This window comes from Paenibacillus sp. FSL K6-0108, assembly GCF_045040695.1.
Lineage (GTDB): Bacteria > Bacillota > Bacilli > Paenibacillales > Paenibacillaceae > Paenibacillus > Paenibacillus pabuli_B.
In genome coordinates this window covers 5,859,830-5,884,722 of record NZ_CP150288.1, presented here as the reverse complement: position 1 = coordinate 5,884,722, position 24,893 = coordinate 5,859,830, and the positions used below count along the sequence as shown (strand labels likewise).

Here is a 24,893-nt window from a genome sequence, read left to right as displayed (position 1 = left end):
AGGAATTGATGATGGCAATGAAAGAAGGATTTTTCTGGGGCGGCGCCACGGCTGCCAATCAGTTTGAAGGCGGATGGGACAAGGGCGGCAAAGGTCCAAGTACTTCCGATATGATGACAGGCGGAACGCATACGACACCGCGCCGAATTACGCCTGTACTGGAAGAGGGAACCTACTATCCGAGCCATGAAGCAGTTGATTTTTATGGTCATTATAAAGAGGATATTGCCCTGATGGCAGAAATGGGCTTCAAAATGTTCCGCATGTCCATCAACTGGTCCAGAATCTATCCGAACGGTTATGATCTTGAGCCGAACGAAGAGGGATTGCAGTTCTATGACAACGTCTTTGCCGAGTTGAAAAAGCACAACATTGAGCCTCTCGTGACCATTTCGCATTACGAGACACCTTTCGGTCTGACCCAGAAGTATAACGGCTGGGCTTCCCGCGAAGTCATTGATTGTTATATTCGATATTGTACAACCCTCTTCACCCGTTACAAAGACCAGGTGAAATATTGGTTGACCTTCAACGAAATCAACTGTTTGACGATGCCAATGGGCGCTTATATGGCTGCAGGCATCCTGTTTGAAGGCAAAGAGACTTTGATCGATGGTGTAGATGATCCACAGACCCGCTTCCAGGCGCTGCATCACCAATTTGTTGCAAGCGCAAAAGCGGTGAAGCTGGGACATGAAATCAATCCTGATTTCCAAATCGGCTGTATGGTTGCATTCATGACAACATATCCGAATACATGCAACCCGGACGATATTTTGCTCGCCCAGAAGAAGGACCAGCTGTCCAACATGATCTGTGGAGACGTACAGGTTCGTGGAGCATACCCTGGATTCGCCAAACGTTTCTTCGCCGAAGAAGGCATCCAGATCGAGATGCAGCCAGAAGATGCACAGACTCTGAGTGAAGGCTGCGTAGACTTCTATTCCTTCAGCTATTACATGTCTTTGGTCGAGAGTGCGGATGAGTCGTTCGAGAGAGCAGAGGGAAATCTGCTGGGCGGCATCAAAAATCCGTATCTGGAAGCATCCGATTGGGGCTGGCAGATCGATCCGAAAGGATTGCGTTACACACTGAACCACCTGTATGACCGTTATCAGATTCCATTGATGGTCGTGGAGAACGGGTTGGGTGCAGTGGATGTGGTGGAGGAAGATGGCTCCATTCAGGATGACTACCGCATTGATTATTTGCGAGGTCACATTGAACAAATGAAAGAAGCTGTTGCCGATGGCGTGGAGCTTATCGCTTACACAATGTGGGGATGTATCGACCTGGTCAGCGCATCCACGGGTGAGATGAAAAAGCGCTACGGATTCATTCATGTGAACAAGGACAATGATGGCAATGGTGATCTGAGCAGAACACCGAAAAAGAGTTTCCACTGGTACAAAAAAGTCATTGAATCCAATGGCGAGGAGCTTTAAGTTGCCACTATAAAATGGAATCATAATGACGTAAAAGAACCTCACGGGTGCAGGGTGCACCCGTGAGGTTCTTTGTATTCGACAAGAGCGTAATCAAGGATGTGCGCTGGCGGATTAGCGTAAAACCTCCTGAAAAGTGCTTGTGAAAAGAGACAATGTCTACGCCAGCTTCTTGGACTGTAGCAGGGAGATTCGTTCCAAATAGCGCTGGTAGAACCATATGCATGTGGCAAGCCAGCATCCACTTAAAAAGTAACCTCCGACTACATCACTAGGATAATGCACGCCCAGATAAATACGGCTCATGCCAATGGTCAGGATGAAAGTTGCACTCACAATGATCATGAATACGCGCCCGGCTGCTGTAGGTATATGCTTCCAGATCAGAAAGGCCAGTCCCCCGTACAGGCTGAACGCTGCCATGGAGTGTCCGCTGGGGAAGCTGTATCCGGTTACTTCAATGATACGGTGAATGGTTGGTCGCGCACGTTGAAACATGAGCTTCAGCAGGGTGTTCAGTATCGTTGAACCTGCGATGACACAGCCCAGAAACAGAAGTTCCCGTCGGTGCCTCAAAAAAACATACAATATGATCATTGAAATGATTGTAATAACGATGACGGGCAAGCCGCTGCCAATCCAGGTAAAGAACTCCATCCACCGGGTCATGCTGGGGGATTCCATGCCCTGAATCAACGTAATCAGAGAATCGTCAAATTGATGGATCTGGTTATCGCTGATAGACAGGGCAATGATTGCAAATACAGCAAGGCTCAGTGCTGCGGCGAGCAGTGGGATGGAAATGGTCTTTTTCAAATTTTGCATCAGTAGTAATGTTCCTCCAGGGTGTCTTTTTTCTTATCGTTCTCTAATCTCCCCTTAAAGCTGTTCCCAGAAAAGAGGGTTATGATCAAAAGCAGTTCTTTAAATTGGGAAAAGGGGATTGCCTATGTCTTTTATATTAATAGATTACCAACTTTTTCATTGGATTAACCTGCAGTCGGGACAGCTAACATACTTGAATGGCATCATGATATTCTTTGCGAAATTTGCAATTTTTATGTTCCCGGTGGGCATATTTGCGTATGGAGTATCGAAGAGTCGTAGAAACCTCATGATGGCTCTTCAAGCCATTCTGGCAGCATGTGCCGGTACCACCGTCAGTTTTATTATAGGTCACTTGCTGTACAGAGATCGCCCATTTGTGACTCATTCGGTCATTCAATTAATCAGCCATAGTGCGGACGCTTCCTTTCCAAGTGATCATGCGACGGTTGCGTTTGCTTGTGCCACTGCCTTTTGGCTGGGTCACGTCCGGTACCGATGGGGTTGGGTTTTGATTGCCGCTTGTATTGCATTTGCCCGAGTATGGTCTGGCGTACACTATCCTTCGGATGTAGCTGCCGGCGCGCTCCTTGGTGTGGGAAGTGCGTGGGGAGTCAGACAGATCTTCATCCGGTTGAAACTTCCAGCGCTGGTCATCCGTTCACAGGCCAAAGCATCCCATTCAAAAAAAAGCAAATAATATGCTGGTCATCCGATGCTTCAGATCAGCTGTTCAAGAATCAGGATTCCATGTTGCAGTGGTGGAAATGAGGGCTGTTTTGCAGCCCTCTTATCCATGACCGGTTTCGATTTGGCGCCTTTCGGAAGGCAGGTATGCGGGAAGCAGAATGGTCACGGTAGTTCCTTCATCTTCCTGGCTATCGATAAATATCTTTCCGTTGTACCGTTTGACGAGACGTTCCGCAATGGCGAGTCCCAGGCCGGTACCGCCTTGTTCACGGCTGCGAGCTTTATCGACACGGTAGAAGCGATCAAAAACAAAAGGCAGGTCTTCTCTTGGAATCCCCATGCCTTTATCGGCTACCTGAATACAGACATCGTTGTCGCGTCGCGTTCCGCAGACCTGAATCTCTTTGGTCAGCGGTGAATATTTAACGGCATTATCAACCAAAATTCGCAGGATCTGCTCCAGATGTTGAGGAAGGATCTCCACTTCTATACCGGATAGGTGCTTCAGATCAATGTCAAAGGCAGCGGCCGGGTGCAACTGCACAACGTTGGTGAGCGCATGCTGAACAGTCTCGCGAAGATTGACCGCAGCGTCTACTGCAATGTGCCCGGACTCGGATTGGCTGAGTATTAACAGTTCATTCACAAGGGTTTTCAACCGTTTAAGTTCCTGGGCCGAGACATCCAGGGACTCATTCAAGACATCCGGGTCATGCTTGCCCCAACGGTTCAACAGGGAAATGTGTCCTTCAATGATGGCAACGGGTGTACGTAACTCATGTGAAGCATCTTCGACAAACTGCTTTTGCTGCAGAAACGAAAGCTCCAGTTCATCCATCAGGCGGTTGAACATCCGGGCGAGATTGGACAGTTCATCATGTTGATCAGGTACATCGACGCGCTCATGAAGTCCTTTCTGCTGGATCTGGATCATCGTTGCACTCATAGTCATAATGGGCTTGACGAATTGGCGTGATAACAGAAATGCGCCCAGGATGCTTAATCCCACAGCTGCAATCCCCCCGGCAAACATCACCAGCAATAGCATATCGCTTAATTTATCGGTAGTTTCCAGGTTGGTCACGATTTCAATCGTCCCGCTAAACTTCGTGGTCATGAGTGGGGACCTCATAATAAGCAGGTGATCTTCGTAATGCCATGCAGTAATCAAAATGCGTTTTTGGACCGTTTGCGGCTCAACCCACTGTTCAGGAAGGCGGTCGGTTACTTCAAGGAGCGCAGTTCCATTCTGGTCCAGAATGCGGATCATCTGATTCTCCTGATTTAACTTGGTAATAAAAGAACGATTATATGCAATTTGCGCTGCTGACACTTCTTTCTCTTGCAGGTAACTTTCGATCTCATTCATGCTTTTCTCAATGTTCTGCTTTTCCTGAACAATGAGCCATTCGTTGATGACAAAGTATTGGACAATGTTATACACAATAAACAATGCGCCCAGCAAGAGCGAAATCCAGATCGTCAGTTTCCAGCGAATAGACCAATGGGCACGGGGAAGATATTTTCGAATCCAGCGAATCATTTCTGAATCCCGTAACCCAAACCGCGTATCGTCTGAACAAAGCTGGGGGAACCCGGAGCATCGATTTTACTGCGCAAATAACTGATATACACATCCACTACATTCGTCTCCACGTCGGCATCGTATCCCCACACCAGATCAAGCAGCATTTCCCGAGTCATAACACGGCCGATATTTTGCATGAGGATCACCAACAGGTCAAATTCGCGTCTCGTTAATTCAATAACCTCTCCGTATTTCTGAAAAGTGCGTCCCTCCAGATCCAGCTGCAGTCCTTGATGTACAAGTAAAGAATGTTCGCTTACCGTGTCGGAACGACGAAATAAGGATCTCATCCGTGCCAGCAATTCTTCAATGGCAAAAGGCTTCGGAATATAATCATCGGCTCCACTGTCAAGCCCCATAACCCGATCCATCACGCCATCCCGTGCCGTAATCATGATGATTGGCGTTTGTTTTATGTTGCGTATTCTTCGGCACACTTCTACGCCATTAATGCCGGGCAACATGAGATCAAGCAGGATCAGATCCCACTCCTTGTCGAGTGCCAGTTGAAGTCCGTTTCTTCCATCGTAGGCTACACTTACCGTGTAGGCTTCATGCTGCAGTTCCAGTTCTATAAAGCGAGCCAGATTTTTCTCATCTTCAATCAGCAATATGTTTTTCATTAGAATCGGTCCATTCCTTTAATTTGGAGGCAGCCAGATCGAGCTTACAGGTTAAGCTTACCAAGTCCAGTGTACAACATTCAAATTGGAAAAGATTAAAAAATGTAATGCCGTTTTCTTATCAAATTTTAATGAAGAAGGTCTAGACTGGGCTTTAACTCCCTACGAGAGAGAAGTGATCATGATGAGCCGGCCGAATCGGATTCAACCCATTAGTTCAACAACATATGCCAAAACACCTAATAACGAGATCAAATCTGAGCCAGCCAAAATCACAACAAAAGCACCGCCTAAAAAGAAATCATCGGGGATGGGGTGGCTTGTTGCCCTGATCTGCATTGGCGCTGCGGGAGCATCCGCATTTTTGCTGGTTCCATCTGTCAAGGACACCGTACTGCATGCCGTGGAGAACATGACTGGAGTTCATGCAACACCGACTGTTGCATCTGACAATCCAGTCAGTCAAGCTAAGGCATCATCCATGGCTTCGTTGCAAGAACAGAAATCCGTTCAGCCCCAGGCCACAGCTTCCACAATTCCGGTGGTTCCGGCTGTACAGTCAACGGATCATATGGCTGCAGCCAAGGACGTTGCCAAGACTTATGCCGGTATGCCTCCAAACAAGGCTGCTGCTGCACTCACACAATTGACCGATCTGGAGATCGTGTATGCCATGACCGAAATGTCCCCAGAACAAAGGGCGCTGATTTGGAGTAAAATGGACCCGGACCGGGTTGCAACCCTTTCCATGCAAATGAAGCCTCGCTCTGTAGTAACGGATCATGATCTTGCGCTTATTCAGCGTAAAATCAACAAGCAGAATAGCGACATAGCTAACCAATCGGTCAAGAAACTGGTTCAAACCTTCTCCAAAATGTCTTCCCCAAGTGCAGCCCTGCTGATCCAAAAATTGTTCCAGGCCGACTCTGTCAAAACGATAGATGTACTGAAGAAGATGGATGTGAATACACGAGCGAGTATTTTAACGGTGATGTCCAGCAATTCAGTCATGATGGATACGGCAAAACAAATTTCCCAGTCTTTTCTGAAATAATAAAAGGCAGCTGGAGCACAAACCAAGCGATAGCTCAAAAAAAATCCCCATTATGGGGATTATCATTATGTTATAATAATTTATAATTATGGAATTTGGAGGAATTCGACAATTACATATCAAGGCAAGTTTAATTCAGGAAGAAGGAGAACGGAAATGAAACGTTTAGTCTGGATAACGTTGGTTCTGTTAGTCATTTCAACTGGATTCACGGGATTTTGGGAAGAGAAAGCTTATGCTTGCAGCTGTGTAGAATCAAATGCCCAAGAGAAACTGAAAACGTCCACATCGGTATTTACAGGTAAAGTGGTGAAAAAGGGGGGTACACAAATATTCAGCCCTGACCGATTGAGAGCATATACCTTTGAGGTGGACACCGCATGGAAAGGTGTTTCTTCTAAACGAATGACCGTCATGGGTAATGATGCCGGTTCGGAATCTTGTGGGATTCAATTGGAGAAGAACCAATCGTACCTGATCTTTGCTTATCAGAATAAAATGGACGATAAACTGCATACGAATCTTTGCAGTGGCAATGTTTCCGTTGATCAAGCTGGAGACGCGTTAAAGCTGCTGGGAGCAGGAAAAAAAAGCAGTGAGCCAGGATGATTTTGGAGAAGCTAATTATGGAAGAAGTTGGTCATTTTATTTCATAATATATGGTGGGGTTATTCTATTACTTGTATTGGTAAGTGGCTGGATCTGGAGAAGGAAGAAGCGCGCCTGATGTTAGGATCTGATACAAGGGGAAATGGGATTACGGGAACGAACGAAAAAATAAATCCCCGTGTGGAACGTTGAGATAAGCTCGCGTTCCATGCGGGGATTTTATACATTTGGTTGGATAATCCTACCGATTCAATTAGTTTAACTGCAGCATATATTCATAAGCCGTGATCCCAAATACCCGTTTAAAGTGTCTGTTCAGATGAGTCAGGTCAACAAAACCACATTCGGCTACAGCGGAGTAAACATCCTTATGCGTTTCAATGGACTGTCTGGCACGCTCCACTTTGCAATTCAGAAAAAACTGGTAAGGCGAAATGCCGGCATGGGACTTGAACTCGCGGATAAATTGAAACTTGGACATGTTGAATTCTGAACACAGGTCGTCCAGCTTCAGCACATCTTCTATACTGCAAAACATCATTTCTTTCGCTTTTCGCACCAGATTGTCCTGAGGCCGCCATAGCTTGGTGTCCATTTCCGACTGGGACAGCAGCTGCAACAGGTCAAAGAGCAGTTCACTGCACTTGGCTTCATCCTGTCCGTTTTGAACGGCATCATTCAGCATCAGGATGCTTCGTGCAAGCACAGGGTCATAGACAATCGGGCTATTAAAACGCAATTCCTTTTTCCCTAGAACCTCTTCGACCAAATCGGGCTTCAGATAAAGCATGACATAGTCTATGCCAGCCTTGTCATAGGAGCTTCCATCATGGGACTGTTCCCGGTTGAATAACATCACGCCGTTTTTGTGGGAGGCCTGATAGTGTCCGTCCAGATGGTATTGCTGAATACCGCGAAGCGTTACTCCGACCGCATATTCCTCATGACAATGTTTTTTATAGGTGAAATCCGTAAAGCTGGCGGATAGAGCCAGGACGTCCTGTGATTTCTTATAGTTAAACAATTCCATGCTGTACACACCTCCCGCGCGTTAGATGATTCCCGAGACCATAATGGCTGAGTATATCAAAAAAAGAGCCATAAGGATACTCACTGCTTTTTGATGACGATTGAGCAACGTTCTGAAGACGGAGCCAAACACGACCCAACTGGAATAGGCGAAGAAGCCAATGATGGTAATGATGATTACGAACAGAAACGTTGACATGGTGCTGTCGTAGTACGGCAGCACATAGCTGGGAATAACTGTGAACGTGAACAGAACTACTTTTGGATTCACAAACTGCATGATTAAACCGTTCAGAAACCCCGTAACTTGCTTCGATGCCGTCTCGGTGGAACCCATTTTATAGACTTGATAAGCCAGATATATCATATAAACACTACCCACGATCTGCATCACTTGGAGAATGCCAGGCAATATCTCAGCGAGAAGGTGATTGAGAAGAGCAGAAGCAGCAAGTAACATGCCAAATGCAACGGTGGCTCCCCACACATACTCCATCGTTTTCCGAGGACCCACCTGCCCGACGGAAGTGAGAATGACAATATTGCTGGGGCCAGGTGTAAACGTAACGACAATACAATAGATGAAAAAAGCTGTAAGATTCATAGGGCCTCCCCGAGTTGTAGTTACATGATCATACTGCGGGGAGGCATTGGCTTATAGTACATTATTGCAGCAGAGTGCACATGAGCAGGAAAAGAAAGATGAATTCCGAATATGAAGGGCGGTTTCCTTTTTACATGATTGCGTTTACAATTTAAGCAGAATGTTGACTGCGACACCACTTGAGGAAGTGAATGGAATGAAAAAAATGCTGCTGGTTTATATTTTGCTAATCTCGGCGTTTGTATTGTATGTACTTCGGTTTGAATATTCCAGTCAGGTGAATGGCTCCTGGGAAGACCGGGGGCTGCGCGGGGATATCGGCGAAACGTACATCATGATTACATTCCAGTCTGGCCTGGAATATTGGAAGAGTCCCTTGAAAGGTTTCGAGGATGCCGGGGATGCGCTTGGCGTAACCGTAGAATACCGTGGAGCGACCCGGTATGATGCGAAGGAGCAGACAACGGTGATTGAGCAGGCCATTGCACGCAAGCCCGCGGGAATCGCCATATCTGCCATCGACCCGCAATCGCTGATCCCGGCCATTAATAAAGCACTGGACGCGGATATACCGGTGGTGCTGTTTGATGCCGATGCACCGGGAAGCCGGGCATATTCTTTTCTCGGGACGGATAATTACAGGGCGGGTGTTACGGCTGCTGATAAAATGGCCGAGCTGATGGCCCGTGAAGGTGAAGTCGCCGTGCTGACCCTGCCGGGGCAGCAGAATCATGAGGAACGGACCAAGGGGTTCCGCGATACGATTGAGCAGCGGTATCCCTCGATGAAGGTGGTTGAAGTCGCGGATGGACACGGAGATGCGATCGTATCGAGAGACGAGACGCTTAGAATGATGAAGGCTCATCCGAAGCTGGCAGGGATTTTTGTGACCGAGGCGACCGGAGGGGCAGGTGCAGGTGAAGCTGTCCAAAATTCAAGCGAAGGCCGTTCGCTCAAAATTATATCCTTTGATACCAACAAGGCTACACTGGATATGATTAAGAGCGGCACGATTTCGGCTACGATTGCGCAGGGAACCTGGAACATGGGATACTGGTCGCTTCAATATTTGTTCCATCTGCATCATCAGCTAACCGTACCTGCTCCATCCTCCTCCGGTGAGAATGCACCGCTGCCGGTGACGGTGGACACCGGAATTTCCGTGGTAACAAGCGTGAATGTGGATGATTATTATGCCAAATAAACAGAACCGACAGAATAGTTCCTTGATACGGGAAGCCATTCACCTCTGGATGAAGAGGAGCCTGTACCGTTTGCGCTTACGCAATATGCAGCTGCGTTATCAGCTGATGCTGCTCTTTTTGTTATTTGCCATCGTACCTTCCGTAGGTCTGGGATTGTTAGTGAACTGGACGGTGGAACGGATTGTTGAGCGACAGGTTGAGGGTCATACAATGCAGCTCATTGGCAAAGTGAATGAAGCACTCGACAGCAAGATGGAGAACCTGCAAAACATGACGTATCTGATTGCCTTTGATCCGGATATTATCGCTTTTATGCAAGGAAAAACAACATCGGATAACGATCCCGGTACTGGCACCGGCACAACTGTATCCAAAAAGGAACGAAATGTGTCGGAGCAGGATCAGCTGTATGGAATTAAGCAAACCTTGCAGGGCTTCACGACGTTGTATCCTGAGATTGCCGGAATCGTTCTTGCGAATGGACGCGGTGACTATATCAGCAATGAGATGTACCCCCGTGGGAGGCAAAGCCTGACCCGGGAGGACTGGTACAGGAGGGCTGCGGCGAATCCGGGCATTTTTACAGTGCTGGGTCAGCCGCTGGATCGCAATATTACAACACACGTACAGTATAAGGATAATGAGATCGTATCCGTTGCCCGTTCCATAACGGATGAAGCCTCGGGACGTGTACTGGGCGTCATTATGATTGACCTCAAGCTGAGAACCGTCTCTCAGGCTGCAAGGAATGTCACTTTGGGGAAATCCGGTTATGTGATGGTGACGGATGCAGAAGGACGGAGCGTCTATATGCCGGAGCATCCGTTGGTGGAACAGATTCCCGCAGCATGGTTTCCATCCGGTGACAGCGGGACGTTTAATGCTGAAGCGGACGGGAGGGAGCTGTTATTCCTCTATCAGTCCTCCGCGTTTACGGGGTGGAGAACGGTAGGCGTATTTCCTGCACGGGAATCGACCACGGAGGTGCGTCAGATTCAGTTTTATGTGGTCAGCTTTGTGTTTTTGGTGTGTTTATTCGGTCTGAGCGCCTCCTTGTGGTTCTCGCGTTCCATTGCGCAGCCCATTTTCCGGCTGATGTCTTACATGCGCAGAGCGGAGACGGGCAATCTCATGGCGGGCCGCTGGAGCAACCGCGCCGATGAGATCGGTATGCTGGGCAGAAGCTTTAACCGAATGCTGGTTCAGATCCGGCAGCTAATATCCCTGAATGAACTGAAGGAACGGCAGAAAAGGGAGGCCGAAATGCGCAGCCTGCAGGAGCATATCAAACCACATTTTTTATACAATACATTGGATACGATCCATTGGATGGCTCGCAAGGAAGGCGCGGACGATGTATCGGAGATGGTTGGCGCTCTCTCCAGACTGTTTCGCATCGGCCTTAGCAAAGGCAATGACTTCATCCCTTTGCATGCCGAGCTTGAGCATATAACCAGTTACTTGCAAATTCAACAGACCCGATACCGTGATCGTCTACAGTACGAATTGATCGTACCGGAGGATATGCGTGAGTTGTTTGTGCTCAAGCTGCTGCTCCAGCCCCTCGTGGAAAATGCCATCTATCATGGAATCAAGGGCAGACGAGGGCCAGGCAAAATCCGGGTGGAGGCCAAAACAGAAAACGGAAAACTGCTGCTATTGATTCAGGACGATGGAGCGGGCATGTCCGGTGAACGGCTTGCAGAGATGGAGCAGCTGCTAGCAGCGCCTTTGGAAAGTATGGAAACCGCGTCGTCGTCCGGGAAGGCTGGCAAGAGCTATGGCATGTTGAACGTACAGGCCCGTCTGCGGCTTTCCTTTGGTGAAGAATATGGCATTATGCTGGGCAGCAGAGAAGGAGAAGGCACCAGTGTGACGATCATTCACCCGCTGCTGCGGCAGCTTCCGCCAGCGGGTTCACTGGACAGGGAAGAGGGGGAGGAGTACGAATGAAAAAGTTCAATCCACAGACAACATGGACGTCAGCGGATGAGATGACAGCTTTGGCTGCGACAGAGACAGGGAATTTGGGGAAGCGTTACCGGGTGCTGATTGCCGATGACGAGCCCATTATTCGGGAGGGCATTCGGGATTCAACCGACTGGACAGCACTGGGCATGGAGGTTGCCGGAGAAGCAGAGGATGGCGAGGAAGCGCTGGAACTGGCTACAGCTCTGGGTGTGGATATCATCTTGGTTGATATGAACATGCCCTTTCTGAACGGGATCGATCTGATTCGCCGCCTTCAGGTCGACTGTCCGAACTGCCGCTGTGTGATCGTGTCCGGACATGATGAATTCGCTTATGCCCAGGAGGCGGTTCGTCTAGGGGTAGAGGATTATATTTTGAAGCCTGTACAGGCAGACCAGCTGTATTCGGCGCTTGCACGGCTGCGTCAGCGGTTGGATGAAGAACGGAAGCGTACGGCGTATGTGAGACAGGCTGCGGATCAGATTGAACGCAATATCCCATTGCTGCGCCAACGCTTTTGTCTGGAGTGGCTGGAAGGACAGGCGGAGGAAAAGAAGCTGACCGAGCAGCTTTCGTTTTTGCGTCTGCCCTCTGCGCCGCCAGTGCAGATCGGAATCGTGCGTTGGCCTGCGGCAGAAGCGAGACAGACCATTATGCGGGAAAATGATCGTCAATTGTTCCTTTTTGCTGTGGAAAATATTATCAGTGAGCTGCTGACGGACCTGTCTCATGTACTGTTCAGGGAACCGAACGGGTTAATTGGCATATGTCTGTGGCAGGCGGCTTCGGCAGATATGGAGTCCACGATTGAACAGTCCGTCAGTTCCGCTCTGAACATTGCCGTTCACGTCCATATGGAGACGCACATGGGTACGTTGAAGGAAGCGCCGGATACCTATCGCGAGTGTCGTGAAGTTATATATGGACAAGCCCGTTTGTCCCCGCTGGTTCGCCGGGCACGCCAGCTTATTCAAGAGGACTATACGGATCGGAATCTGACGCTGGAGTCGCTCGCTTCCCGCCTGCAAGTATCTGCTGTGTATTTGAGCCGGGTGCTCAAGAAAGAGCTGAACGACTCCTTCGTGACACTTGTCACGCATGCCCGCATCCGTAAGGCTGTGCAGCTGCTGGACTCTACGTCATTGCCTGTCCACCGGATTGCAGAGCATGTAGGGTACGATACGCAGCATTATTTTAGTACCGCGTTCAAAAAAACGATGGGCATCTCGCCTGTACAGTATCGCAAAGGCGGTGGTACAAGAGAGGGCGTCTCATCGGAGTGTGAATAGGCTGGTTTAAAAAGGGTTTCTCATCAAGGGATTTGTTCTGCTTGTATCAAGCGGAGCGGGTCCTTTTTTGTTGTTAGCCGATGTCTGAATGATTTATTCCGTACAACAGGCCTGTTCTTCACCTGATCCTTGAACCCGTTGGTTACAAAAGTTAAAAATTTATAAAAAAGGTTCAAATGCAGCAAAGACCTTCCTGTTCCGTGATGATAAGATGGGTCTCAGACAGGAACAACAGCTTGTATGTATCGGATGCATTGTAAGCGTTATCTTATCATTCATTCAAGTCCGTATGATTTGAGGAAAGGGGAAGTTCATATGAAAAAAGGAGCACTGATCATCTGGCTGCTGGTGATGACCTTGATGCTCTCTGCCTGCAACCTGGCTGAGAGTGAAACTGGCAGCAAGGAAAAAGGGTATGTCGGCATCTCGATGCCAACGAAATCCTCCGAACGCTGGGTTGGCGACGGGGAGAACATGGTTCGTCTTTTTCAGGAGCAGGGGTATAAAACCGATTTGCAGTACGCAGAAGACGTGGTGGAGAATCAAATCTCACAGATTGAGAACATGATCACCAAGGGTGTGGACGTGATGGTGATTGCGTCTGTTGACGGCAATACGCTGACGGATGTCATCAAGAAGGCGCATGACCAGGGCATACAGGTCATTTCGTATGACCGCCTGATACGCAACACTCCCTATCTGACGTATTACGCGACCTTTGACAATTTCAAGGTCGGCGTGCTCCAGGCGTCCTACATTGAACAGAAGCTGGGGCTCAAAGAGGGCAAAGGTCCTTATAACATTGAGCTGTTTGGCGGTTCTCCAGATGACAACAACGCCTACTTCTTTTTCGATGGCGCGATGTCGGTCCTGAAGCCATACATGGATTCTGGCAAGCTGATTGTACGAAGCAAGCAGACCACGATGGCCCAGATTGCGACGCTGCGCTGGGATGGCGCCTTGGCTCAATCGCGAATGGATAATTTGCTCAGTGCCTATTATTCGGCAGATAACCTGGATGCGGTGTTATCCCCGTATGACGGGATTAGTATCGGGATCATTTCATCGTTAAAAGGGGTTGGCTACGGGAAAGCGAACAAACCTCTGCCGGTGATTACCGGCCAGGATGCCGAACTGGCTTCGATCAAGTCCATTGTGGCCGGGGAACAGACTCAGACCATATTCAAGGACACCCGTAAGCTGGCGGAGAAGACGGTAGAGATGGCCAACAGCATATTACAGGGAAAAACGGCGGAAGTGAATGATGAAAAGTCATATAACAACGGAATTAAGGTCATTCCTGCCTTTTTGCTTGACCCCATCTCTGTGGACCGCACCAACGTGGAGAAGGATATTGTCGGCAGTCAATATTACACGAAAGAAGAAATCGGACTGAAATAAAAAGTGAAAGGAGCACATTCCATGGCCGGAATAATTCTGGAAATGAAGGGCATCACCAAAACATTTCCCGGTGTAAAAGCGCTGGAAAATGTCAATCTCAAGGTCAGAGAAGGCGAGATTCATGCGTTATGCGGTGAGAATGGCGCAGGCAAATCCACGCTGATGAAGGTGCTTAGTGGTGTATATCCGCACGGAACGTATGAAGGGGATATTTTATTTCAGGGCAAAACGTGTGAGTTCAAGGACATCAAGCAAAGCGAGGATCTAGGTATTGTCATCATCCATCAGGAGCTGGCGCTGATTCCCTACCTTTCAATTGCGGAAAATATCTATCTGGGCAATGAGCGTACTAGCAAAGGCATTATCAACTGGAAAGAAACGTTTGTAGGTACAAGGGAATTGCTCGGCAAAGTGGGCCTGAATGAAAATCCGAACACCCTGGTTTCCAGCATCGGTGTGGGTAAGCAGCAGCTGGTTGAAATTGCGAAAGCGCTCTCCAAAAAGGTGCGACTGCTCATTCTGGATGAGCCTACCGCGGCATTAAACGAGGATGACAGTGAAAATCTGCTTCAGTTGATGCTGGAATTCAAGAAGCAGGGCATCGCCTGTATTCTCATTTCCCACAAGCTGAACGAGGTGTCGAAGGTGTCGGATTCGGTGACCATACTGCGGGACGGCAAGACAATCGAAACACTGGATATGAAAAAGGACAAAGTGACTGAAGACCGGATTATTAGCGGGATGGTAGGGCGTGATCTGACCAGCCGTTATCCGGAGCGTCATGCGAGCATCGGTGAAGTCATCCTGGAAGTGAAGGATTGGACCGTATATCACGAGCATCATGCCGACCGGAAGGTGCTGGATCAGATCAATATGAACATCAGACGAGGCGAGATTGTAGGCATTGCCGGTTTGATGGGAGCAGGGCGCACGGAGCTTGCGATGAGCATATTTGGCAAATCCTATGGTCGCAGCATATCGGGCCAGCTCATCAAAGAGGGCAAGCCCATTCAGAACAACAGCGTCACGGAGGCGATTCAGAACGGCTTCGCTTACGTGACAGAGGACCGCAAGGAATATGGTCTGATTCTGATGGACGATATCAAACGGAACATTTCGCTGACTGGTCTTGGCAAGCTGACCAAAAATGCGGTGGTGAATGAACGGGAGGAAGTGCTGGTCGCCGAGGATATGAAAAAAAGCATGAATATCAAGGCACCTAGCATTTTGCAGAAAACCGGCAATCTGAGCGGCGGGAACCAGCAGAAGGTGGTGCTGAGCAAATGGATTTTTGCCGGACCGGATATTCTCATTCTGGATGAACCAACACGCGGCATCGATGTCGGAGCCAAATTCGAAATCTATACCATTATTCATCGGCTGGCCGCTGAGGGCAAGGGTGTGCTGGTGATCTCATCCGAGCTTCCGGAGGTACTGGGCCTGTGTGACCGAATCTATGTGATGAATGCCGGACGAATCACGGGAGAAGTCAGCCGGGAAGAAGCATCGCAGGAAACGTTGATGAGATATATGACCAAGTCAGGAGGCGGGAAGCATGGAAATGTTAACTAGACTGTTCAAAAACAATATACGGCAATACGGCATGATTATCGCGCTGGTTGTCATTATGCTGCTGTTTGAGGTACTGACCGGGGGACTGCTGCTCAAGCCGATCAACATTACGAATCTGATCTTGCAAAACAGTTACATTCTTGTACTTGCCATTGGTATGGTGCTTGTCATCATTACCGGACATATCGATCTGTCGGTAGGTTCGATTGCTGCTTTTGTAGGGGCGGTTGCCGCCATTATGATGGTTGATTGGCAGCTTCCGGCCTGGCTGGCGGTCATTGCTGCTTTGGTGGTCGGCGCGTTAATTGGAGCGTGGCAGGGATTCTGGATTGCATATGTACGGATTCCGGCATTTATCGTAACCCTGGCCGGCATGCTGCTTTTCCGTGGTTTGACGATGATTGTGCTGGAGGGCCAGTCAATCTCTCCTTTTCCAGGAGGGTTTCAGAAAATAAGCTCAGGCTTCCTGCCTGATATTCAAATTTCTGGCCTCGGTCTGGTGTCGATCATTGTTGGTCTTGTTCTCACGGTCTGGTATATCGTAAATGAACTGCGGGAGCGCCGTTCCCAGCGAAAATACGGATTCGAGGTTGTATCTCAGGGGCTCTTCCTGCTCAAGCTGCTCGTCGTGGCTGTAGTGACGAATTTGTTCACTTTCATGCTTGCGAGCTATGCAGGCATTCCGAATATTCTGATTCTGCTGTTTGTATTAATTGTTGTCTACTCCTTCATCATGAACCGCACCGTTATGGGGCGCCATGTATATGCACTGGGGGGCAATGAAAAGGCTGCCGGTCTGTCCGGGGTCAAAACGAAAAAAGTGACCTTCTGGGTATTCGTTAACATGGGTGTAATGGCCGCCATTTCCGGCCTGATCTTCGCGGCGCGGCTGAATGCAGCTACGCCAAGAGCCGGTACCAACTTTGAGCTGGATGCCATTGCAGCCTGCTTTATCGGCGGAGCTTCCGCTTCGGGAGGCATAGGGACTGTATTTGGCGCCATCATCGGTGGTTTGGTCATGGGGGTTCTGAACAACGGGATGTCCCTGATTGGTTTGGGTATAGACTGGCAGCAGGGCATCAAGGGTTTGGTACTGTTGCTGGCGGTTGCCTTCGATATTTATAATAAAAACAAACGATCTGCGTAGTTCTCTGTTGAAATGCAGTTTTGAAGCGGACACCTCTAGGATAGATGGAAAGGTTATATCGAAATACAGAAACAGACCATGATCCGCTGGATCGTGGTCTGTTTTCTCTGTGCACTTCTTCGTGTATGAATCGGGATATTTACATCAAGGCATCCAAAAAACGGGTTGCGATGCCGAAATAGATAAACAACGACAAAATATCATTCAGCGTTGTGATTAATGGGCCGGAGGCAACCGCAGGGTCTACTTTGAAACGACTGAGCAGAAGCGGAATACAAGTACCGGTCAGTGTTCCAATAACCAGGGTGAAGAATAGTGATACGCCAATAATCGCTCCGAGCAGCCAGTCACCTTGCCAGAAATAGGCGATGACCGTAATCAGCAACCCGCATACAAGTCCGATCATGGTGCCCACCTTGATCTCCCGCCCAATTAGCGCGAGCACTGTGGCCTTGTCCAGCTTGCGTCCGATCAATCCCCGTACAACGACTGCAAGGGATTGCGTACCCGTATTTCCCGTCATGCCGGCGATCATGGGCATGAAGAATGCCAGTGCCACAACCTGATTCAGCGTGTCCTCGAAAAAATCCACGATGCTGCCCGAAATCAAACCGATGAACAATAGTAAAATCAGCCAAGGCAGGCGACGTCTGACGGCAACCAGCGGTTTGGTATCAAAATCGATATCTTTGCTGCCGCCACCCATCTTGGCGATGTCTTCACTGGCTTCGTCCATAATAATATCAATAACATCATCCATTTGGATCACACCGCATAGTCTGCGGTTCTCATCCACGACAGGCAATGCCATAAATTCGTAACGCTGCAACAGCTGTGCGGCTTCTTCCTGGTCCATATCAACTGTTGCATGGATGACACGCCGGGTCATCAGCTCTTCCACTTTGGTGTTGTCATCTGCTTGAGCGAGGGACTGATAGCTCACGACCCCAACCAGCTTGCCTTCATCATCCGTGACATACAGGTAACTGGCCGCAGGAATGTGCAGTGCAGCCTGCGATTCTCGCAGCGCTTCTTTTGCCGTTTCATGCGATAACAGGGTACGGTAACGATCGGTCATGATCCGTCCAGCCGTCTCTGGTGGATAGTTCAGCACGGAGCGGATAATGGCTGAATGGTCGAGATTCATATTGGTCAGCAGTTCTTCTCTCCGTTTGAGGGGCAGATCATGCATGAAGCGAATCAGATCACTTTTGTCCATTTGCTGCATGACTTCAAGCGTGCGCTCCGGGCCTAACTGTTCGAATAGATGCACCTGTTCGTGAAGGGTGAGTGCTTCTGCCATGTCGGCGAGAATATCAGGCTTGAATAAAAGCAGGAAGCGTTTCGTCTCTTGTTCAGGGAACTTTTTATATATGAGAGAAAGGTCGTAGGGATGCAGTTCTTTGGCCCATTTATAAAATTCGGTCAGGTTTTGGGTTTGCACGAATTGCACAAGGAGCTCCGTAATCTCTTCAACCGAAAAATCTTTTTTGGGATGGGATCGATTCATATGTAGTCTCCTTTCTAGATGAGTTCAACAAATGAATATTTACACTGGCACTCCGATGACAGAACAACCTTCCGATCGCTGTTATCCCCAGATTTCTTTGATTCCTTTCTGAAAAGGGAAAATCCGGGGATAAAGGCGAACGCTTCGCTTCTTCAGGTTATTTCTGTCCTCTCCGTTATTGTGTAAATGTTTGGTTGAACATATTTCAAATGGATTCAACTCCGTATTCTTAAACGAAATGGAATGAAAGTTAAACAGTGACCACGAGAAATGGATATTGTAATCTTGCTAAAACATTCGATATGGGCTTACAAATGAATGCTGCCGGGATATACTTGTTGTAGAAAACCCGATGAGGAGGAGACATGTGGAATCGGTTGTAAGAACACAATTGTTATCTCTGGTCGAACCGGAATATCAGAAATTCTCGGCTGCGCTCATTCCGAATATCACGAATCTGCTAGGTGTGAGACTGCCTGAAATACGCAAGATGGCGAGACAAATCGTCAAAGAGGACTGGCGTGCCTACCTGAAAACCGCTGATGATGATTATTTTGAAGAAGTGATGCTGCAAGCGATGGTTATCGGTCATGCCCAAGCAGATATTGAGGAACTTCTGCAGCATATTGCCTGGTTTGTTCCCAAAATAGATAACTGGTCGGTATGTGACAGCTTCTGCGGTGGTTTGAAATATACAAAGTCACATCTGGATGAGGTATGGCATTTCTTGCAGCCCTATCTGGTATCCAACCAGGAGTATGACATTCGCTTCGGGGTTGTGATGCTGTTGAACTTTTATATGGAAGAAAAATATATCAGCAGAGTGCTTACTTCATTAGATACCATTCATCACGAAGGGTACTATGTGAAAATGGCAGTAGCCTGGGCGATTTCCATCGCTTATGTGAAACAGCCAGCAGCCACGATGCGTTATTTGCAGGACAACACCTTGGACGATTTTACCTATAATAAGGCTCTTCAGAAAATAACGGAGTCCTATCGCGTTGATCCGGAGACGAAGCAGATCATCCGCAGCATGAAACGAAAAGTGAAAAAACCGGTTCGTGTGTAGTATGTGTGCATAACGAAAAAAGAAACCAGATATAAACCTACAGGGGAAAGGACGATAAACGTATGAGAAAGAGCATCATGTGGACCAAAATGGAATTAGACGGTCGTCCGTGGGTATTGCTTGCCACCGAAAAAGGGTTATGCCGAATCATTATGCCGAATGAAACGCTGGAAGATTGGAGCAGCTGGATTGGCCGAATTGCTCCTGGAGTGGAGCTCGAAGAGAATGAAGCAGCGTTGAAGCAGACAGGCATGATGGATTGGCTGCAATCCTATTTTGCCGGAGACAAAGTGGCTTTTACAGATACAATCCCGCTCGATCTGATTGGAACGGCATTCCAACAGCAGGTATGGACAGAGTTGGGGAATGTTCCTTATGGTGAGACAAGAACCTATGGCGACATTGCGGCTGCGGTGGGAAGACCTTCAGCGGTGCGAGCTGTTGGGGCAGCCAATGGAGCCAACCCCGTTCCGGTACTGCTGCCGTGTCATCGCATTATCGGTGCCAACCGCAAGCTGACCGGTTTTCGCGGAGGACTGGAGATGAAGCGAAGACTGCTGGACATTGAGCAGATCGAAGGCGTGACCAATGGCGGGCATGCGCGGTTTAATTTCTGATCATCATATTTCCATGTAAAAAAGAAGCGGTGAACTATTAGCTAATTATTTCGCTCGGTCCTCAATATGTACAGGCACTCCCTAGTGCCTGTTTTTTGCATTCTCTACGGTTAACGGTTAGAAGAAAGGATGCTGAACGGAACTATCGCTGAAGTTTTCTTTTCCTTCTGGGTCACAACCTGAGTCACGACGCTACCGAATCTCATACACCTTATTGTGAGCAATAGCGTGATATGCAAAAGCTAACGAACGTCAGGCGCCTTATTCCGGTAAAAACCCGCAGATTGATGTGGTAAGACTCACAAAGCAAGGGAATAAGGTTTCTGTGGTTCATTACGATGATTGATCCGTGGAATTTCGCTAAATAGGGTGTTCTGGATTCGTTAAAATAATAATGATTGTCTGAGAGCTGTCACTGTAAATGGCTTAAACGATCCTAAGATTTTCGTATATACCACATTTTGGGTTATGATGGACGTGGATTACTCGGAAGACGTAGTCACGATTCGTTTATGAATCGATGATCAGGTGATCGGGATTACACAGGCATACCACCAAGGAAAGGGAAATGGAAGCGAAGAAATGAACAATCATAAAGATACATTTTATTTAAAATTGAGTAGTGTTTTAATCGTTGCTACCATAGGCTGTCTGCTGGTTGCTTTCTACTTGCGTACCAAATCAAACACAAACATGTATCAATTTTTGACGTGGGACATTTTCTTGGCATGGGTTCCATTCATCATTTCATCAACGATTAGTTATGTAAGCAATAAGAAACTTTCGAAAATAAGTATCGCATTGGTCGGGGTGATGTGTGTATGCTGGTTGTTCTTGCTACCGAATTCGGCATATCTTTTCACAGAAATTCTGCATGCATTCAGATACTTTGATTCTCAAGGGGAAACTAAATTCTGGGTTAATATTGATTTTTGGTATAGCCTCAGCCTAACGTTTGTCGTAGCTATACTGGGTTTAGTTCTGTCCATTTGCTCGATAAATCAAATCCACAGATTGTTAACTAAACGATTAAACCCATTTAGCAGTATGGTAATTGTAGGCGTTATTTTACTCCTGAGCAGTCTAGGGGTATACATCGGGAGATTTAATCGGTGGAATAGTTGGGATATCTTGAAGCAGCCTGGCCTTATTTTGAAGGATATCATGACTGATTTAAGTGCAGGCAACAGCATTCTGGTTGAGTTTGTGGCTTTGGTATTTGTGATTCAGGCTTTGGGATATATCTCACTTCGTATACTAACGGGGAAGTCCAATAATATCTAGACGATAATCGTATGGAACACCAACGTTTTAACTATTTTTGCTGAATAAAGTCCTATGGTACCATTGACCACAGATGAATCGGTACTCGATGCACGATAGACCGAGTGGAAAGAGGGAGTGACCATGTTGAAGCAGGAATATTGGTTAACCAACGTATCATTGGAGCAAAGTTATGTAATGAAAGACGGGCAGGTAGAGGGCACCCGGACAAGCCTTGGTCATCTGCGGATTGAAAATGGAGTCATTGCAGCCATTGTGGATGGGGATACGGAAATAACAAGCGAGTTGCCGCAGGTAGATGGTAAAGGACTGCTGCTGTTGCCTTCGTTCGAGGAAGCCCATATTCATTTGGATAAAACGTATTATGATGCACCATGGAAAGCGGTTCGACGCATCTCCAGCATTTTCGAACGGATTGAAGAAGAGAAAGTGTTGCTGCCCAAGCTATTACCCGATGCAAAGCGTCAGGCGGAGAGCATTCTGAGCCTGATTCAGGGATATGGGTCCACCCATGTGCGCAGTCATTGCAATATTGAACCGGTTAGCGGCTTGAAACGGCTGGAAGCGACAAAACAGGCATTGGAGACATTTTCGGGCAAAATATCCGCTGAAATCGTCGCTTTTCCGCAGCATGGACTTCTCCGCTCTAATTCGGTTGAGCTCATGCGTCAAGCCATGGCAGAAGGGGCCACTCATGTAGGTGGACTTGATCCTCACACCGTGGACGAGCATATCGAGAAATCGCTAAATGCAATGGTTGAATTGGCTGTTCAGTATCAGGCAGGCATCGATATTCATTTGCATGATTCGGGAGAAGCGGGTAAACAAACGTTGCTGCAATTGGCTGATCTGACTGAAGAAGCAGGACTTCAGGGTAAAGTTACCGTAAGCCATGCGTTCTGGTTTGCCTGTGCGGAGCAGCAAGAAGCGGAAGATATGGCCAAGCGAATGGCTTCCCTTGGTATGAGTGTTGCTTCGACCGTGCCTATCGGTAAAATGATGATGCCACTTCCGATGCTTCAACAACATGGGGTGAACGTGAAGCTGGCGACAGACAGTTTGACGGATCATTGGTCTCCATTTGGTACTGGAGATCAACTGGAGAAAGCCGGCCGCTTCGCCGAATTGTACGGGTATAACGATGAGCGCTCCTTGGCTCAGTCTCTTGCATTTGTTACAAGCGGCATCACTCCACTGGATTCAGTGGGAATGCAGGTATGGCCGAAGGTAGGGGACACAGCTAGTTTTGTACTGGTAGAAGCCAGCTGCTCGGCAGAGGCGGTTGCCAGAAGATCTGCACGACAGGCGGTATGGTATAGGGGGCAATTGGTGAGCGGATCTTTATAGGTTATTGGGAAAAGGTTACGTCTTATGAAACCACGAATATTCGTGGTTTTTTGTGTTGCGTATTCCACATTTTGGGTTATGATGGACATAGTTTAATGGGAGGAGCAATGACAATGAAAATTATACATGCTGATGAAACCGATTACAGTTATATTCTTGAACGAGATCGACATATGCATCCTTCGCTTGTGGAGACAAAGATCAAAGAGAACGAAATCCTGATGATATGGGAGCAAGAATCAAGAATTGGGTGGATGAGGTACGGGTATTTTTGGGATAACATTCCTTTCATGAATATGATCTGGATCGATGAGTCCTATCGGAGTGGAGGGATTGGCAGAGCCGTCGTGCAGCACTGGGAGCACCTGATGAAGCAAAAAGGGTTTGATACGGTGATGACTTCTACACAGTCAGATGAACATGCACAGCACTTTTATAGAAAATTGGGGTATGTTGATGCAGGGTCTCTATTGCTGGACACGCAGCCTTTGGAAATTATTTTGATCAAAAAAATCTAGTCATTTAATTCAAGGGGTGGGATATGTGAATATGAATGAAAAGCAAGTAACACTACAACCTATAACCCAAGAAAACGAATTAGAATGTATCCAGCTTAAACCGCGAGAAGACCAACTGAATTTGGTAGCAAGCAATGCAGATTCCTTAGTTCATGCGACGAAGGAGATCACCTCGAAGCCATACGGAATTTTTGCAGAGGACCGTATGGTAGGCTTTATTTTATTTGATAATGAGATATATAATGATGGATATTATTGGATACTTCGATTCATGATTGATGAGAAATACCAGGGGAAAGGATACGCTAAACTGGCAATAAAGGAAGTGATTCATAAGTTAAAAGAGAGAACCGATTGCAAACAAATCAGGGTATCTCATGTGCCACACAACATGGTAGCAAACGCTTTGTATAAGAAATCAGGGTTTCAGGAGACAGGTGAATTCGAGGACAATGGTGACATCATATTAAGCTATTATTTAAATTGAGGAGTGGGACCTGATGATTAGAGAGGCTGAAGCAAGGGATGCTGAGATTATTGAAAGGTTGTACAAAGAATTATTACCGAACAACGTAAATACGAACGTACTTGCGGAGCGGATTGAAGAAGTAAGGCATAATCCCAACAGTTTCTTATTTGTTTACGAAGTCGGTGATCAGGTTATCGGAACTGCGCATTTACATATTTGTCTAGATGCCTTGGTGGAAAATAGACCGTTTGGCGTGGTTGAGCGGGTTATCATTACGGAACATGTACAGAGCAAGGGATATGGATCTGAACTTATGAAGTATATAGAGGATGTATGCATACAGAAAAATTGTATAAAGGTGTTTCTCACCAGCGGTTCATCCAGATCCGAGGCACATGGCTTTTACACAAAGTTAGGATACGATGGGGAATCCAGCAAGGCTTTTAAGAAATATTTATAAAACAGATCAAGCTTGATTGTATATTCGTATCCATATTTTTTTCTGAATTGATGGGAGGGTATATAGATGAAAGACATGAACTATTATGAAACTTTTATTGCAGTAGCAGAAGATTGTCCTGTTAAAGTGGCAGAGATCCCCAAAGCCAAAAATGGCGCCAAAACCGTTCCAGTAATCCAATATGAAATGATAACAAACCATCCTTATCAATATACGCAAGAGGATGTCATGTTTGAAGTATTCGCGCAGCGCAATGATATTCCAGATAAACAAAGATCCATAGAGAGAACCAAGTTTTTCTCTAAGGGACAACCCTGTCTTCGTACTTCTTCCTTGGGCAAACGTTATGGATGGGGCATTCATCATAATTCACAAGGAAAAGTGGCGATCTACGCTGTTGAATCCGAAGAATATAAAGCCTTTCTAAACGATGGCAATTTAAAACAGGTCAAGGCGATGCGTTCGAGCCGTCAATAGCTTATGGCCAGATGAGGACATTTAGTACAAAAGAATAAAAAAACATAGGGGCTATATTGAAGAAATTACAAGACGTCCGATAAAGAC

The 24,893-nt window shown here is 47.4% G+C and carries 24 protein-coding genes; 18 read left to right on the top strand and 6 right to left on the bottom strand.

Going from position 1 to position 24,893, the window contains the following annotated elements:
* Positions 1 to 11: 11 nt before the first annotated feature.
* Positions 12 to 1,445, top strand: coding sequence for a glycoside hydrolase family 1 protein (locus MHB49_RS26780; protein WP_405157248.1), 1,434 nt, complete (start codon positions 12 to 14; stop codon positions 1,443 to 1,445).
* Between the two features lie 159 nt (positions 1,446 to 1,604).
* Here MHB49_RS26780 and MHB49_RS26775 read toward each other — a convergent pair whose 3' ends face one another.
* Complete coding sequence (locus MHB49_RS26775; RefSeq protein WP_405153660.1) at positions 1,605 to 2,270, bottom strand: phosphatase PAP2 family protein; 666 nt, start codon at positions 2,268 to 2,270, stop codon at positions 1,605 to 1,607.
* A gap of 124 nt (positions 2,271 to 2,394) precedes the next feature.
* Between MHB49_RS26775 and MHB49_RS26770 the strand changes: the two genes are divergently transcribed.
* Positions 2,395 to 2,970 carry an undecaprenyl-diphosphatase gene (locus MHB49_RS26770; RefSeq protein ID WP_405153659.1) on the top strand — a complete coding sequence of 192 codons (576 nt, stop codon included), beginning with the start codon at positions 2,395 to 2,397 and terminating at the stop codon, positions 2,968 to 2,970.
* A 90-nt stretch (positions 2,971 to 3,060) separates the two neighbouring features.
* On the opposite strand, the gene MHB49_RS26765 is transcribed toward MHB49_RS26770, so the two are convergent.
* Both MHB49_RS26765 and MHB49_RS26760 read right to left on the bottom strand, forming a co-directional pair.
* Entirely contained in the window at positions 3,061 to 4,503 is a 1,443-nt protein-coding gene (locus MHB49_RS26765; protein ID WP_405153658.1) for an ATP-binding protein, read from the bottom strand.
* Positions 4,500 to 5,171: a response regulator transcription factor gene (locus MHB49_RS26760; RefSeq protein ID WP_405153657.1), complete on the bottom strand. Its 672-nt coding sequence runs from the start codon at positions 5,169 to 5,171 to the stop codon at positions 4,500 to 4,502. The genes MHB49_RS26765 and MHB49_RS26760 overlap by 4 nt, the downstream gene beginning before the upstream one ends.
* A 181-nt stretch (positions 5,172 to 5,352) precedes the next feature.
* On the opposite strand from MHB49_RS26760, the gene MHB49_RS26755 reads away from it, so the two are divergent.
* Both MHB49_RS26755 and MHB49_RS26750 read left to right on the top strand, forming a co-directional pair.
* A complete protein-coding gene (locus MHB49_RS26755; RefSeq protein ID WP_405153656.1) occupies positions 5,353 to 6,225 on the top strand; it encodes a hypothetical protein in 873 nt (290 codons plus the stop codon).
* 156 nt (positions 6,226 to 6,381) lie between these two features.
* Positions 6,382 to 6,834, top strand: coding sequence for a hypothetical protein (locus MHB49_RS26750; protein ID WP_405153655.1), 453 nt, complete (start codon positions 6,382 to 6,384; stop codon positions 6,832 to 6,834).
* A 253-nt stretch (positions 6,835 to 7,087) separates the two neighbouring features.
* On the opposite strand, the gene MHB49_RS26745 is transcribed toward MHB49_RS26750, so the two are convergent.
* The gene (locus tag MHB49_RS26745; RefSeq protein ID WP_090903890.1) at positions 7,088 to 7,864 is read right to left on the bottom strand and encodes an AraC family transcriptional regulator; all 777 of its coding nucleotides are present in this window, start codon (positions 7,862 to 7,864) and stop codon (positions 7,088 to 7,090) included.
* A gap of 21 nt (positions 7,865 to 7,885) precedes the next feature.
* On the bottom strand, positions 7,886 to 8,467 hold the full coding sequence (locus MHB49_RS26740; RefSeq protein ID WP_090903889.1) for a LysE family translocator: 582 nt from the start codon (positions 8,465 to 8,467) through the stop codon (positions 7,886 to 7,888).
* 196 nt (positions 8,468 to 8,663) lie between these two features.
* Here MHB49_RS26740 and MHB49_RS26735 point away from each other — a divergent pair, with 196 nt between their 5' ends.
* The 6 genes from MHB49_RS26735 (at position 8,664) to mmsB (ending at position 17,052) form a co-directional block, all read left to right on the top strand.
* Positions 8,664 to 9,671, top strand: coding sequence for a substrate-binding domain-containing protein (locus MHB49_RS26735; protein WP_405153654.1), 1,008 nt, complete (start codon positions 8,664 to 8,666; stop codon positions 9,669 to 9,671).
* Positions 9,652 to 11,625 (top strand): sensor histidine kinase, encoded by a 1,974-nt coding sequence (locus MHB49_RS26730; protein WP_405157247.1) that lies wholly within the window; start codon positions 9,652 to 9,654, stop codon positions 11,623 to 11,625. Before MHB49_RS26735 ends, MHB49_RS26730 begins: the two co-directional genes overlap by 20 nt.
* 41 nt (positions 11,626 to 11,666) lie before the next feature.
* Positions 11,667 to 12,932 (top strand): response regulator, encoded by a 1,266-nt coding sequence (locus MHB49_RS26725; RefSeq protein ID WP_405157246.1) that lies wholly within the window; start codon positions 11,667 to 11,669, stop codon positions 12,930 to 12,932.
* Between the two features lie 315 nt (positions 12,933 to 13,247).
* Positions 13,248 to 14,333 (top strand): multiple monosaccharide ABC transporter substrate-binding protein, encoded by a 1,086-nt coding sequence (chvE, locus tag MHB49_RS26720; RefSeq protein WP_090903886.1) that lies wholly within the window; start codon positions 13,248 to 13,250, stop codon positions 14,331 to 14,333.
* A gap of 21 nt (positions 14,334 to 14,354) precedes the next feature.
* On the top strand, positions 14,355 to 15,905 hold the full coding sequence (gene mmsA, locus MHB49_RS26715; protein WP_110001923.1) for a multiple monosaccharide ABC transporter ATP-binding protein: 1,551 nt from the start codon (positions 14,355 to 14,357) through the stop codon (positions 15,903 to 15,905).
* The gene (gene mmsB / locus MHB49_RS26710) at positions 15,889 to 17,052 is read left to right on the top strand and encodes a multiple monosaccharide ABC transporter permease (protein WP_110001922.1); all 1,164 of its coding nucleotides are present in this window, start codon (positions 15,889 to 15,891) and stop codon (positions 17,050 to 17,052) included. Before mmsA ends, mmsB begins: the two co-directional genes overlap by 17 nt.
* 139 nt (positions 17,053 to 17,191) lie before the next feature.
* On the opposite strand, the gene mgtE is transcribed toward mmsB, so the two are convergent.
* On the bottom strand, positions 17,192 to 18,562 hold the full coding sequence (mgtE, locus tag MHB49_RS26705) for a magnesium transporter (RefSeq protein ID WP_405153653.1): 1,371 nt from the start codon (positions 18,560 to 18,562) through the stop codon (positions 17,192 to 17,194).
* Between the two features lie 367 nt (positions 18,563 to 18,929).
* Between mgtE and MHB49_RS26700 the strand changes: the two genes are divergently transcribed.
* The 8 genes from MHB49_RS26700 (at position 18,930) to MHB49_RS26665 (ending at position 24,806) form a co-directional block, all read left to right on the top strand.
* Positions 18,930 to 19,634, top strand: a complete 705-nt coding sequence (locus MHB49_RS26700) for a DNA alkylation repair protein (protein WP_405153652.1) — start codon at positions 18,930 to 18,932, stop codon at positions 19,632 to 19,634.
* Between the two features lie 62 nt (positions 19,635 to 19,696).
* The gene (locus MHB49_RS26695; RefSeq protein WP_405153651.1) at positions 19,697 to 20,251 is read left to right on the top strand and encodes a methylated-DNA--[protein]-cysteine S-methyltransferase; all 555 of its coding nucleotides are present in this window, start codon (positions 19,697 to 19,699) and stop codon (positions 20,249 to 20,251) included.
* A gap of 582 nt (positions 20,252 to 20,833) precedes the next feature.
* Positions 20,834 to 21,535: a DUF1361 domain-containing protein gene (locus tag MHB49_RS26690; RefSeq protein ID WP_405157245.1), complete on the top strand. Its 702-nt coding sequence runs from the start codon at positions 20,834 to 20,836 to the stop codon at positions 21,533 to 21,535.
* Between the two features lie 123 nt (positions 21,536 to 21,658).
* A complete protein-coding gene (locus tag MHB49_RS26685; RefSeq protein ID WP_405153650.1) occupies positions 21,659 to 22,882 on the top strand; it encodes an amidohydrolase in 1,224 nt (407 codons plus the stop codon).
* A 113-nt stretch (positions 22,883 to 22,995) separates the two neighbouring features.
* Positions 22,996 to 23,400: a GNAT family N-acetyltransferase gene (locus MHB49_RS26680; RefSeq protein ID WP_405153649.1), complete on the top strand. Its 405-nt coding sequence runs from the start codon at positions 22,996 to 22,998 to the stop codon at positions 23,398 to 23,400.
* Between the two features lie 31 nt (positions 23,401 to 23,431).
* Positions 23,432 to 23,887, top strand: coding sequence for a GNAT family N-acetyltransferase (locus tag MHB49_RS26675; RefSeq protein WP_405153648.1), 456 nt, complete (start codon positions 23,432 to 23,434; stop codon positions 23,885 to 23,887).
* Between the two features lie 13 nt (positions 23,888 to 23,900).
* On the top strand, positions 23,901 to 24,329 hold the full coding sequence (locus MHB49_RS26670) for a GNAT family N-acetyltransferase (protein WP_405153647.1): 429 nt from the start codon (positions 23,901 to 23,903) through the stop codon (positions 24,327 to 24,329).
* A gap of 66 nt (positions 24,330 to 24,395) precedes the next feature.
* Positions 24,396 to 24,806, top strand: coding sequence for a DUF6157 family protein (locus MHB49_RS26665; protein WP_405153646.1), 411 nt, complete (start codon positions 24,396 to 24,398; stop codon positions 24,804 to 24,806).
* Positions 24,807 to 24,893 lie beyond the last annotated feature (87 nt).